The sequence below is a fragment of the Neisseria sp. CP9 genome, assembly GCF_047758525.1.
Classification (GTDB): Bacteria; Pseudomonadota; Gammaproteobacteria; order Burkholderiales; family Neisseriaceae; genus Neisseria.
Map to the genome: position 1 here is coordinate 2,017,262 of NZ_CP180502.1, position 13,022 is coordinate 2,030,283.

At 50.8% G+C, this 13,022-nt stretch carries 5 protein-coding genes, 2 tRNA genes, 3 rRNA genes and 2 pseudogenes; 10 read left to right on the forward strand and 2 right to left on the reverse strand.

Annotation, left to right across the window (positions count from 1 at the left end; translation table 11 throughout):
• Positions 1 to 184: 184 nt before the first annotated feature.
• The 8 genes and pseudogenes from rho to ACMYUL_RS09710 all read left to right on the forward strand — a co-directional run.
• Positions 185 to 1,444, forward strand: coding sequence for a transcription termination factor Rho (gene rho / locus ACMYUL_RS09675; RefSeq protein ID WP_415770241.1), 1,260 nt, complete (start codon positions 185 to 187; stop codon positions 1,442 to 1,444).
• Between the two features lie 426 nt (positions 1,445 to 1,870).
• Positions 1,871 to 3,411 (forward strand): 16S ribosomal RNA (locus ACMYUL_RS09680).
• Positions 3,412 to 3,512: 101 nt separating this feature from the next.
• Positions 3,513 to 3,589 (forward strand) — tRNA-Ile (locus ACMYUL_RS09685).
• 5 nt (positions 3,590 to 3,594) lie between these two features.
• Positions 3,595 to 3,670 (forward strand) — tRNA-Ala (locus ACMYUL_RS09690).
• 431 nt (positions 3,671 to 4,101) lie between these two features.
• A 23S ribosomal RNA gene (locus ACMYUL_RS09695) occupies positions 4,102 to 6,993 on the forward strand.
• 93 nt (positions 6,994 to 7,086) lie between these two features.
• Positions 7,087 to 7,200: ribosomal RNA gene (gene rrf, locus ACMYUL_RS09700) — 5S ribosomal RNA — on the forward strand.
• Together the 16S, 23S and 5S rRNA genes with 2 tRNA genes alongside form the textbook arrangement of a ribosomal RNA operon.
• Positions 7,201 to 7,550: 350 nt before the next feature.
• Positions 7,551 to 7,841 carry a ComEA family DNA-binding protein gene (locus tag ACMYUL_RS09705; protein ID WP_415770243.1) on the forward strand — a complete coding sequence of 97 codons (291 nt, stop codon included), beginning with the start codon at positions 7,551 to 7,553 and terminating at the stop codon, positions 7,839 to 7,841.
• A gap of 274 nt (positions 7,842 to 8,115) precedes the next feature.
• Positions 8,116 to 8,211, forward strand: a pseudogene (locus ACMYUL_RS09710) (helix-turn-helix domain-containing protein); the annotation flags it as partial.
• A 149-nt stretch (positions 8,212 to 8,360) separates the two neighbouring features.
• Here ACMYUL_RS09710 and ACMYUL_RS09715 read toward each other — a convergent pair.
• Positions 8,361 to 9,368, reverse strand: a complete 1,008-nt coding sequence (locus tag ACMYUL_RS09715; protein ID WP_415770245.1) for an IS5 family transposase — start codon at positions 9,366 to 9,368, stop codon at positions 8,361 to 8,363.
• A gap of 52 nt (positions 9,369 to 9,420) precedes the next feature.
• Here ACMYUL_RS09715 and ACMYUL_RS09720 point away from each other — a divergent pair.
• Positions 9,421 to 10,314 (forward strand): annotated as a pseudogene (locus ACMYUL_RS09720) (IS30 family transposase); the annotation flags it as partial.
• Between the two features lie 293 nt (positions 10,315 to 10,607).
• Here ACMYUL_RS09720 and rfaQ read toward each other — a convergent pair.
• Positions 10,608 to 11,714 (reverse strand): putative lipopolysaccharide heptosyltransferase III, encoded by a 1,107-nt coding sequence (rfaQ, locus tag ACMYUL_RS09725; RefSeq protein ID WP_070512670.1) that lies wholly within the window; start codon positions 11,712 to 11,714, stop codon positions 10,608 to 10,610.
• A gap of 386 nt (positions 11,715 to 12,100) precedes the next feature.
• On the opposite strand from rfaQ, the gene ACMYUL_RS09730 reads away from it, so the two are divergent.
• Positions 12,101 to 12,982 carry a prephenate dehydrogenase gene (locus tag ACMYUL_RS09730; RefSeq protein ID WP_415770247.1) on the forward strand — a complete coding sequence of 294 codons (882 nt, stop codon included), beginning with the start codon at positions 12,101 to 12,103 and terminating at the stop codon, positions 12,980 to 12,982.
• The last annotated feature ends 40 nt before the right edge of the window (positions 12,983 to 13,022 follow it).

The window sequence follows — 13,022 nt, forward strand, 5'->3', positions numbered from 1 at the left end:
TTGTTGTCAACCATGCAACAAAACCTATGCCATACAAACCTTTCTCCGCCTAAATTTGACACCTGTCCTCCGACTGCCTACAATTCAGGTTTCTCAAAAATCACCGTACATTCCGTACAGCATTCTTTTCAGACGACCTCTGTCTTCCGAATCCCATTCTTTTTCAATACAACTGTCAAAAATCATGCACGTTTCAGAACTACAAACTCTACACATTTCCAAACTTTTGGAAATGGCAGAAGAACACGGCATTGAAAACGCCAACCGTTTCCGCAAACAAGACCTCGTATTCGCCATCGTCCGCCAAAAGATGAAGCAGGGTGAAAGCTTTACCTGCTCCGGCACGCTCGAAATCCTACCCGACGGCTTCGGCTTTTTACGCAGCGCAGATACTTCCTACCTCGCGGGTCCTGACGACATCTACGTCTCGCCCACGCAAATCCGCCGCTTCAACCTGCATACGGGCGACACCATCGAAGGCAGCGTACGCGTACCCAAAGACAACGAACGCTATTTCGCCCTCGTCCGCCTCGACAGCATCAACGGCGATCATCCCGAAGTCTGCAAACACAAAATCCTCTTCGAAAACCTCACCCCGCTTTTCCCCACCAAGCAATTCAAACTTGAGCGCGACATTAAAGCCGAAGAAAACCTTACCGGCCGCGCCATTGATTTAGTTTCCCCTATCGGTCGCGGACAACGTGCCCTTTTGGTTGCGCCGCCGAAAACCGGTAAGACCGTGATGCTGCAAAACATCGCCCACGCGATTACCGCCAACTATCCCGATGTCGAACTCATTGTCTTGTTGATTGACGAGCGTCCGGAAGAGGTTACCGAAATGAGCCGTTCCGTGCGCGGCGAAGTGGTTTCCTCCACCTTCGACGAACCGGCGCAACGCCATGTCCAAGTGGCGGAAATGGTGATTGAAAAAGCCAAGCGTATGGTGGAACACAAAAAAGACGTGGTCATCCTACTTGACTCGATTACCCGTCTCGCCCGCGCTTACAATACCGTTGTACCCACTTCCGGCAAAATCCTGACCGGCGGCGTAGATGCCAATGCCCTCCATCGCCCCAAACGCTTCTTCGGCGCAGCGCGCAATGTAGAAGAAGGCGGTTCGCTTACCATCATCGCCACCGCTCTGGTGGAAACCGGCAGTCGCATGGACGACGTGATTTACGAAGAATTTAAAGGCACGGGCAATATGGAACTGCACCTCGACCGCCGCATGGCAGAAAAACGCCTGTTCCCCGCCATCAATATCAACAAATCCGGCACGCGTCGTGAAGAGTTGCTGGTGCCGAACGACCAGTTGCAGCGCATGTGGCTCTTGCGCAAATTCCTGCATCCGATGGACGAAATCGAGGCCACCGAATTTTTGGTGGGCAAACTCAAAGATTCCAAAAACAATGATGAGTTTTTTGAATTGATGCGTGGTAAATAGTGAAAAAGGTCGTCTGAAAGGGATTTCAGACGACCTTTGATGTTGATTGAGTTTGGTTTGAGAATATTTTGAAGTAAAAGTCTTTGTATTTCAGGTTGTTGTTAGGTTTTGCGGAATTTTTTGTTGTTTAGGAGTTGACGGGTTTTGAGGGGAGGGGTATAGTTCGGTTCTTCGCTGCTTCGGCGGTGGTTGAACGAACAGGTAAGTATATCACAGTTGGTCTGATTTTTCGAGGTTTTGTGAAAAGTTTTGATTGACAATGATTTGAAATGCTTTATAATTCGTTTTTGCTCTTTAACAAAACAGATTACCGATAAGTGTGAGTGCGACAGCCTCACACTGTTTGAAAGACAGACAAGATGATGTTTTAGACATTGTCCTGTCGGTTTCTTTGAAGCAGACCAGAAGTTAAAAAAGTTAGAGATTGAACATAAGAGTTTGATCCTGGCTCAGATTGAACGCTGGCGGCATGCTTTACACATGCAAGTCGGACGGCAGCACAGAGAAGCTTGCTTCTTGGGTGGCGAGTGGCGAACGGGTGAGTAATATATCGGAACGTACCGAGCAGTGGGGGATAACTAATCGAAAGATTAGCTAATACCGCATATTTTCTGAGGAAGAAAGCAGGGGACCATTTGGCCTTGCGCTGTTTGAGCGGCCGATATCTGATTAGCTAGTTGGTGGGGTAAAGGCCTACCAAGGCGACGATCAGTAGCGGGTCTGAGAGGATGATCCGCCACACTGGGACTGAGACACGGCCCAGACTCCTACGGGAGGCAGCAGTGGGGAATTTTGGACAATGGGCGCAAGCCTGATCCAGCCATGCCGCGTGTCTGAAGAAGGCCTTCGGGTTGTAAAGGACTTTTGTCAGGGAAGAAAAGGGCGGGGTTAATACCCCTGTCTGATGACGGTACCTGAAGAATAAGCACCGGCTAACTACGTGCCAGCAGCCGCGGTAATACGTAGGGTGCGAGCGTTAATCGGAATTACTGGGCGTAAAGCGGGCGCAGACGGTTACTTAAGCAGGATGTGAAATCCCCGGGCTCAACCTGGGAACTGCGTTCTGAACTGGGTGACTAGAGTGTGTCAGAGGGAGGTAGAATTCCACGTGTAGCAGTGAAATGCGTAGAGATGTGGAGGAATACCGATGGCGAAGGCAGCCTCCTGGGATAACACTGACGTTCATGCCCGAAAGCGTGGGTAGCAAACAGGATTAGATACCCTGGTAGTCCACGCCCTAAACGATGTCGATTAGCTGTTGGGCAGCTTGACTGCTTAGTAGCGAAGCTAACGCGTGAAATCGACCGCCTGGGGAGTACGGTCGCAAGATTAAAACTCAAAGGAATTGACGGGGACCCGCACAAGCGGTGGATGATGTGGATTAATTCGATGCAACGCGAAGAACCTTACCTGGTCTTGACATGTACGGAACCCTCCAGAGACGGAGGGGTGCCTTCGGGAGCCGTAACACAGGTGCTGCATGGCTGTCGTCAGCTCGTGTCGTGAGATGTTGGGTTAAGTCCCGCAACGAGCGCAACCCTTGTCATTAGTTGCCATCATTAAGTTGGGCACTCTAATGAGACTGCCGGTGACAAGCCGGAGGAAGGTGGGGATGACGTCAAGTCCTCATGGCCCTTATGACCAGGGCTTCACACGTCATACAATGGTCGGTACAGAGGGTAGCCAAGCCGCGAGGTGGAGCCAATCTCACAAAACCGATCGTAGTCCGGATTGCACTCTGCAACTCGAGTGCATGAAGTCGGAATCGCTAGTAATCGCAGGTCAGCATACTGCGGTGAATACGTTCCCGGGTCTTGTACACACCGCCCGTCACACCATGGGAGTGGGGGATACCAGAAGTAGGTAGGGTAACCGCAAGGAGCCCGCTTACCACGGTATGCTTCATGACTGGGGTGAAGTCGTAACAAGGTAGCCGTAGGGGAACCTGCGGCTGGATCACCTCCTTTCTAGAGAAAGAAGAGGCTGTCGTATTCACACTTATCGGTAAACTGTAGAAGATGCGGAAAAATGCTTGAGTGAAGACAAGATTCGCTTAAGAAGAGAATCCGGGTTTGTAGCTCAGCTGGTTAGAGCACACGCTTGATAAGCGTGGGGTCGGAGGTTCAAGTCCTCCCAGACCCACCAAGAACGGGGGCATAGCTCAGTTGGTAGAGCACCTGCTTTGCAAGCAGGGGGTCATCGGTTCGATCCCGTTTGCCTCCACCAATACTTTCCAAATCAAAGCGAGTTAAAAAGGCAGTGTAACTGCTTTCTTTTTTTCTAAAGAGAAGTCTGATTGTGAATCAGTTTGACGGAAAAAGAAAGGCTGCTATAATAATCAGCTCATTTTGATTTGCGAAGTAAATAGCAATATTGAACGCATCGATCTTTAACAAATTGGAAAGCCGAAATCAACAAACAAAGACAATGTATCTGTTTTTGATGATTGACCGATTGCAAACGGTCAGTTGTCTCCTGGATAGGAAAAGAAAAACAGGTACAGTATTTGGGTGATGATTGTATCGACTTAATCCCGAAAGACAAAAGGCGGGATTAAGACACAACAAGCAGTAAGCTTTATCAGAGTAGGAAATTCAAGTTTGATGTTCTCGTCAACGGAATGTCAGGCAAAGTCAGAGAAGTTCTTGAAATGATAGAGTCAAGTGAATAAGTGCATCAGGTGGATGCCTTGGCGATGATAGGCGACGAAGGACGTGTAAGCCTGCGAAAAGCGTGGGGGAGCTGGCAATAAAGCTATGATCCCGCGATGTCCGAATGGGGAAACCCACTGCATTCTGTGCAGTATCCTAAGTTGAATACATAGACTTAGAGAAGCGAACCCGGAGAACTGAACCATCTAAGTACCCGGAGGAAAAGAAATCAACCGAGATTCCGCAAGTAGTGGCGAGCGAACGCGGAGGAGCCTGTACGTAATAACTGTCGAGATAGAAGAACAAGCTGGGAAGCTTGACCATAGTGGGTGATAGTCCCGTATTCGAAATCTCAATGGTGGTACTAAGCGTACGAAAAGTAGGGCGGGACACGTGAAATCCTGTCTGAATATGGGGGGACCATCCTCCAAGGCTAAATACTCATCATCGACCGATAGTGAACCAGTACCGTGAGGGAAAGGCGAAAAGAACCCCGGGAGGGGAGTGAAATAGAACCTGAAACCTGATGCATACAAACAGTGGGAGCACCCTTGTGGTGTGACTGCGTACCTTTTGTATAATGGGTCAACGACTTACATTCAGTAGCGAGCTTAACCGAATAGGGGAGGCGTAGGGAAACCGAGTCTTAATAGGGCGAACAGTTGCTGGGTGTAGACCCGAAACCGAGTGATCTATCCATGGCCAGGTTGAAGGTGCCGTAACAGGTACTGGAGGACCGAACCCACGCATGTTGCAAAATGCGGGGATGAGCTGTGGATAGGGGTGAAAGGCTAAACAAACTCGGAGATAGCTGGTTCTCCCCGAAAACTATTTAGGTAGTGCCTCGAGCAAGACACTGATGGGGGTAAAGCACTGTTATGGCTAGGGGGTTATTGCAACTTACCAACCCATGGCAAACTAAGAATACCATCAAGTGGTTCCTCGGGAGACAGACAGCGGGTGCTAACGTCCGTTGTCAAGAGGGAAACAACCCAGACCGCCAGCTAAGGTCCCCAATGATAGATTAAGTGGTAAACGAAGTGGGAAGGCCCAGACAGCCAGGATGTTGGCTTAGAAGCAGCCATCATTTAAAGAAAGCGTAATAGCTCACTGGTCGAGTCGTCCTGCGCGGAAGATGTAACGGGGCTCAAATCTATAACCGAAGCTGCGGATGCCAGTTTACTGGTATGGTAGGGGAGCGTTCTGTAGGCCGATGAAGGTGCATTGTAAAGTGTGCTGGAGGTATCAGAAGTGCGAATGTTGACATGAGTAGCGATAAAGCGGGTGAAAAGCCCGCTCGCCGAAAGCCCAAGGTTTCCTACGCAACGTTCATCGGCGTAGGGTGAGTCGGCCCCTAAGGCGAGGCAGAAATGCGTAGTCGATGGGAAACAGGTTAATATTCCTGTACTTGATTCAAATGCGATGTGGGGACGGAGAAGGTTAGGTTAGCAAGCTGTTGGAATAGCTTGTTTAAGCCGGTAGGTGGAAGACTTAGGCAAATCCGGGTCTTCTTAACACCGAGAAGTGACGACGAGTGTCTACGGACATGAAGTAACCGATACCACGCTTCCAGGAAAAGCCACTAAGCTTCAGTTTGAATCGAACCGTACCGCAAACCGACACAGGTGGGCAGGATGAGAATTCTAAGGCGCTTGAGAGAACTCGGGAGAAGGAACTCGGCAAATTGATACCGTAACTTCGGGAGAAGGTATGCCCTCTAAGGTTAAGGACTTGCTCCGTAAGCCTCGGAGGGTCGCAGAGAATAGGTGGCTGCGACTGTTTATTAAAAACACAGCACTCTGCTAACACGAAAGTGGACGTATAGGGTGTGACGCCTGCCCGGTGCTGGAAGGTTAATTGAAGATGTGAGAGCATCGGATCGAAGCCCCAGTAAACGGCGGCCGTAACTATAACGGTCCTAAGGTAGCGAAATTCCTTGTCGGGTAAGTTCCGACCCGCACGAATGGCGTAACGATGGCCACACTGTCTCCTCCCGAGACTCAGCGAAGTTGAAGTGGTTGTGAAGATGCAATCTACCCGCTGCTAGACGGAAAGACCCCGTGAACCTTTACTGTAGCTTTGCATTGGACTTTGAAGTCACTTGTGTAGGATAGGTGGGAGGCTTTGAAGCAGAGACGCCAGTCTCTGTGGAGCCGTCCTTGAAATACCACCCTGGTGTCTTTGAGGTTCTAACCCAGACCCGTAATCCGGGTCGGGGACCGTGCATGGTAGGCAGTTTGACTGGGGCGGTCTCCTCCCAAAGAGTAACGGAGGAGTTCGAAGGTTACCTAGGTCCGGTCGGAAATCGGACTGATAGTGCAATGGCAAAAGGTAGCTTAACTGCGAGACCGACAAGTCGAGCAGGTGCGAAAGCAGGACATAGTGATCCGGTGGTTCTGTATGGAAGGGCCATCGCTCAACGGATAAAAGGTACTCCGGGGATAACAGGCTGATTCCGCCCAAGAGTTCATATCGACGGCGGAGTTTGGCACCTCGATGTCGGCTCATCACATCCTGGGGCTGTAGTCGGTCCCAAGGGTATGGCTGTTCGCCATTTAAAGTGGTACGTGAGCTGGGTTTAAAACGTCGTGAGACAGTTTGGTCCCTATCTGCAGTGGGCGTTGGAAGTTTGACGGGGGCTGCTCCTAGTACGAGAGGACCGGAGTGGACGAACCTCTGGTGTACCGGTTGTAACGCCAGTTGCATAGCCGGGTAGCTAAGTTCGGAAGAGATAAGCGCTGAAAGCATCTAAGCGCGAAACTCGCCTGAAGATGAGACTTCCCTTGCGGTTTAACCGCACTAAAGAGTCGTTCGAGACCAGGACGTTGATAGGTGGGGTGTGGAAGCGCGGTAACGCGTGAAGCTAACCCATACTAATTGCTCGTGAGGCTTGACTCTATCATTTGAAGAACTTCAAATAAAAAGCTTACTGACTGATTCAGTCATCACCGAATATATTGATTAAGGCTTTACCGATTTGTACAGTTTAAGTTTGGCGGCCATAGCGAGTTGGTCCCACGCCTTCCCATCCCGAACAGGACCGTGAAACGACTCAGCGCCGATGATAGTGTGGTTCTTCCATGCGAAAGTAGGTCACTGCCAAACACCTATTCTAAGCCCCCGACAGATGTCGGGGGCTTTTACTTTTACCTCATATTTTATTCATACCTTTACTTGAAACTCGTCATTGCTGTTTCTTGCCTTCTTGCTATGGCTTACTTGCTCACGAGTGGAGATAGGCGGGTGCGACGATGGCGCAGCGGGTAAATGTGACGGATTGGGAGGGTGCGGGTAGAATAGGGATGTTGCAGAATCAATACATAAAGAGATAGTAAACTAAGAAATCTTCAGGTATCGTTTGAACGGAAACGGTAAGACGGATATGATAGCCAACTATTTTACGGTGCCGCACACACAGGCATCATCCGCATTCACAAACTATGGAGTACCTTCTTATGAAAAAATTCCTCTTTGCCGCCCTCTCCCTGCTGACCGCTTCGCTGTCTCTGGCCGCCGTCAACATCAATACCGCTTCCCCGTCCGAGTTGGAAGCCCTGCCCGGTATCGGCCCTGCCAAAGCCAAAGCCATTGTGGACTACCGTCAGCAACATGGTGCCTTCAAATCGGTCGAGGAGTTGAAAAACGTCAAAGGTATCGGTGAGGGCATCTTCTCCAAACTGAAGGCGGAGGCAACCGTCGCCCCGGCCGCTAAAAACAAAGCCGCCGTGCCTGCCGCTAAAAAATAAACCTGAACACCCTCCCAAACGGGAATGTGCGCAACAGACCGCGTGATAAAAGGCCGTCCGAAACCCTCGGGGATTCGGGCGGCCTTCGTGTCGGGCAGGTATGACGTCGTGACTGTTCTTGTTTCATTCACCGTCAGAACGGGATAGACGGAGGCATACGGATGGATTGGGGAGGAAGAATAGGTCGGCGGATTCGCATTTGAAGTGCAACTTTCCATAACAGAAAAAGGCCAGTATGCGGTAGCATACGGCCTTTCCTGCAAGAAAGATTGCCATGAGCTACACACAACTGACCCAAGACGAGCGATACCACATCCAATACCTGTCACGCCACTGCACCATCGCCGAAATCGCGAAACAGCTTAACCGAGATCTTTGCAAAAAAGCCCTTCCCCCGACAGCCGAAACCCAAACACAGGTTTTCGTCTATTTCCGCCCCCCCAAATCACTCCTAATTTTACCCAAATATCCCCTTAATCCCCCCCGGATACCCGATAATTCAGGCATCCGGGCCACCTTTTAGGCAGCAACAGGCACACTTAGCCTGTTAGCCGCTTTCAACAGGTTCAAACACATCGCCTTCAGATGGCTTTGCGCACTCACTTTGAGCAGTCCGAAATAGGCTGCCCGCGCATAGCGGAATTTACGGTGCAGCGTACCGAAGCTTTGTTCCACCACATAACGGGTCTTCGACAAATACCGGTTACGTTTGGTTTGCGCTTCCGTCAGCGGACGGTTGCGGTGGGCTTTGCGCATAATGCCGTCTAACAACTGATGCTCTTTCAGATGTTGCCGGTTTTCCTCACTGTCGTAGCCTTTGTCGGCATAGACGGTCGTACCTTCGGCAATGCCTTCCAACAAAGGGGACAGATGGTTGCACTCATGGGTATTGGCAGGAGTGATGTGCAGTTTCTCGATATAGCCTTCCTCATCGGTACGGGTATGTTGTTTGTAACCGAGTTTGTAGAGGCCGTTTTTCTTTGTCCAACGGGCATCTTTGTCCTTACTCGGTGTGGTTTGTCCGCTGACTTGTCCTTCCTCGTCGACTTCTATGGCCTGACGCTGTTTGCTGCCGGCAGTCTGAATAATGGTGGCATCAATGACGGCGGCGGATGCTTTCTCTACTTTTAGGCCTTTTTCGGTCAGTTGTCGGTTAATCAGTTCCAGCAATTCGGACAGGGTGTCGTCTTGCGCCAGCCAGTTACGGTAGCGGCATAAGGTGCTGTAATCGGGGATGCTCAGTTCGTCAAAACGGCAAAACAGGTTGAAATCGATGCGGGTGATGAGGCTGTGTTCGAGTTCGGGATCGGAGAGGCTGTGCCATTGTCCGAGCAGGACGGCTTTGAACATGGACAACAGGGGATAGGCGGGACGGCCGCGGTGGTCTCTAAGGTAACGGGTTCTTTGACGATTCAGGTATTGTTTGATCGGCTGCCAATCAATCACCTGATCCAACTTCAATAGCGGGAAGCGGTCGATGTGTTTGGCAATCATGGCTTGTGCGGTTTGCTGGAAGAAGGTGCTCATGGAAAATCCCCTAAATGTCTTGATGGGAATTTAGGGGATTTTGGGGAATTTTGCAAAGGTCTCTAACCGCCACAAAAGCACCATCAGCCGCGAAATCAAGCGGCACTGCAACCAAGGGCAGCAATACAACGCCGAGAAAGCCCAACGGCAAAGCCGGACTATCAAACAGCGTAAGCGAAAGCCCTATAAGCTCGATTCGCAGCTGATTCAACACATCGACACCCTTATCCGCCGCAAACTCAGTCCCGAACAAGTATGCGCCTACCTGCGCAAACACCACGGGATCACACTCCATCACAGCACCATTTACCGCTACCTCCGCCAAGACAAAAGCAACGGCGGCACTTTGTGGCAACACCTCAGAATATGCAGCAAACCCTACCGCAAACGCTACGGCAGCACATGGACCAGAGGCAAAGTACCCAACCGCGTCGGCATAGAAAACCGACCCGCCATCGTCGACCAGAAAACCCGCATCGGTGATTGGGAAGCCGACACCATTGTCGGCAAAGGACAGAAAAGCGCATTACTGACCTTGGTCGAACGCGTTACCCGCTACACCATCATCTGCAAATTGGATAGCCTCAAAGCCGAAGACACTGCCCAGGCAGCCATTAGGGTATTAGTATTAAAGGCACATAAAGCCAGAGTCCACACCATCACCATGGATAACGGCAAAGAGTTCTACCAGCACACCAAAATAGCCAAAGCATTGAAGGCGGAAACCTATTTTTGCCGCCCTTACCATTCGTGGGAGAAAGGTCTGAATGAAAACACCAACGGACTCATCCGACAATATTTCCCCAAGCAAACCGATTTCCGAAACATCAGTGATCGGGAGATACGCAGGGTTCAAGATGAGTTGAACCACCGGCCAAGAAAAACACTTGGCTACGAAACGCCAAGTGTTTTATTCTTGAAGCTGTTCAAACCACTGATACACTAGTGTTGCACTTGAAATCCGAATCCAAGGTCGTCTGAAAAGGTTGCGGGCTGCAATACTGTCTTAGTATGCGTTGTGAGAACGCTCTTTATTGGAAACGACTGCATTGCTGGCGCACTATGCCGACTACGTCCCCGCCAAATAGCGCGTTCACGTCCGTTAAGGTTTCAGGATGTTTGGATAAATCTTAGGTGTTCTCTTGAGATGTAGGAATAGGGTGAAATTCTGTTGGAGTTAATTTTGCAAAGACCTCTACCTTATTTATAGGCAACCGCTTATTGATACCGAAGCAGGGATTATTCTATTGCTGCGTGTGTTTTCGCTTGGTCAATTTTTTCGAGTTTGGCGGAAACGCGGTTCCATACTTCTTCCAGAGGAATGGCTTTCAGGAGGCGTTCGGGACTGTCGGTATTGATGCTGTCGGGGTGGGGAAGCTCGGTATAATCGCCCGCCCATATCACTTCGGCATTGAGCGAGTAAGGATGCCATATGCCCAACCAAGTCGCGCCGAATAGGGCGATTTGCGGTTTGTCGAGCGCGGCGGCGATGTGCATGGGAACGGAATCGACGCCGATAAACAGTTTGGCGCGGTCTATCGCGGCGGCAAGTTCGCGCAAGGTCAGGGAGCCGGACAATACCCACACTTTGCTGCCTTCCGGTATTTTCAGACGACCTAAGATGGCTTCGATCATGTCGTGTTCGACGGGACTGGGGGAGGCGGTCAGGACGACGTTGTGTCCGTGGTTCAACAGAAGCTGGACGAGAGCGGCGTTTTTGCCGTCTTCCCAGCATTTGAACAGCCAACGCGCGCCCGGATGCAGTAAGACGTAGTCTTCGCCTTGCCAGCCTTGTTCGCGCAATTTTTGTTCCATACTGTTGCGGACATCAGGGGCGATGCTCATGCGGACTTTGGCGTATGAAAGATCTTCCGGACGGATAAGCGGCGGCAGTATGCCCAGATGGGTTTCGACGATATGTTTGGTCGTGCCCATATCGGGGTTGAGAAAGTCGTGACACCAGCGCCATGCGGCGTTGTCGCGTTTGATGCAGTTGAAGCCGACGCTGCATTTTGAGCAGAATTTGGCAATGATGGCGGCACGCCATTGGTCGGAGAGGTTGAATGCCCAATCGTATTGACGCGCTTTCAGTTGGCGGAAGAGGTCTTTTTCGTGTTTGAATTGTTTGCCCATGCCTTGCTTTTTCCATTGGCGGTCAATGGTGAAAATTTGGGCGATTTGGGGATTGTCGCGGATGATGTCGGCGGTTTCCTGATAAACCAGCATATCGACTTCGCACTCGGGAAAATGTTGTTTGATTGCATCGACGACCGGCGTACTGAGCAATACGTCACCATGATGGCGCAGTTTGATGACGAGGATACGTTTGGGTTGTGCAAGTGACATACGGTACTTTCAGACGACCTGGTTCAAGAATGGCTCTCAATTGTAAAACGGAACGCAAGGTTTGGAAAACTGTTTCTGTACAAACGGTTTCGAGGGTGAATGAGCGCAACCGGTTTGCTTTGATTTTCTTAAAAAATATTGATTTAGGATGGGCGGTGTATGCAAAATATTTTGATATCGCGGAAGATTGTTCCATCCTGAAAACGCCTGCGGGCTGATCGGCTGCCTGACAGGGTTGTGGCTGGAACGAGACCGATTCACTATAATAGCCCAAGCCGCAGGCAGGATTGGTGTTCCAATAAGGTTTTACAGGTTTGGAAGCAAATCATAGTCTTCGGCACGTTTTCAGACGACCTTTCCTTTATCTACCGCCTTACACATCCGCCATGACACTAAACGCCCCGCTCCAACACATTACCCTTATCGGCGTCGGACTGATAGGCGGCTCTTTCGTTCTGGACCTCAAACGATTGGGACGGGTGCAAACCGTGACCGGCATTGATCTCGACCGCGACAATCTCGACCGTGCGCTTGAGCGTCGGGTGATTGATAAAGCGTTTACGGAAATCAACACCGAAAGCATCAGCCATGCCGATTTGGTGTTGATTGCCACGCCGGTTTCCACGCTGCCGACCATCTGCCAAGCCATTGCGCCGCTGCTTGCGCCCAGGGCTTATGTGTCCGATGTGGGCAGCACCAAGCGGACAGCCATCGCCGCTTTCCGCCAATATCTGTCCGAGCGGATTTCACACTGTATCGCCGCGCACCCCATCGCAGGCTCTGACCGCAGCGGCGCGTTGGCGGCGCAATTCGGGTTGTATCAAGATAAAAAACTGATTATTACCACACACGGACAAGAGCGCCCTGAAGGCATCGCCCTGATAAAAAGCCTGTGGCAGGCGGTCGGCGCGCAGACGTTTGAAATGAGCGCGGAAGAACACGATGCCGTGTTTGCCGCGGTTTCCCATATGCCGCATTTGACCGCTTTTGCCTATGTCCATCAAATCGCCGACCATCCGGACGGACAGGAATATTTGAAATTTGCCGCCAGCGGTTTCCGAGACTTTACCCGCATCGCTTCCAGCCATCCCGCCATTTGGACGGACATCTGCCTGGACAATAAAAACAGCCTGATCAAGCTGATTGCCGGACTGCACGACCAGCTTTCCGAGCTGGAGCGTATCCTCGAACAAGAAAACCGCGACGCGTTATACCGTTATTTTGAAGAAGCCAAACAAACCCGCGATGACTGGTTGGGCAGCCAATAGCGGGTTGAATATCCAGCCTTGCCTTACAACTGACTCTCTC

Bases quoted from the DNA above. Each gene is read 5' to 3' on its own strand.
- ACMYUL_RS09705 (WP_415770243.1), top strand. From the start codon at position 7,551: ATGAAAAAATTCCTCTTTGCCGCCCTCTCCCTGCTGACCGCTTCGCTG.
- ACMYUL_RS09730 (WP_415770247.1), top strand. From the start codon at position 12,101: ATGACACTAAACGCCCCGCTCCAACACATTACCCTTATCGGCGTCGGA.
- ACMYUL_RS09715 (WP_415770245.1), bottom strand. From the start codon at position 9,368: ATGAGCACCTTCTTCCAGCAAACCGCACAAGCCATGATTGCCAAACAC.
- rho (WP_415770241.1), top strand. From the start codon at position 185: ATGCACGTTTCAGAACTACAAACTCTACACATTTCCAAACTTTTGGAA.
- rfaQ (WP_070512670.1), bottom strand. From the start codon at position 11,714: ATGTCACTTGCACAACCCAAACGTATCCTCGTCATCAAACTGCGCCAT.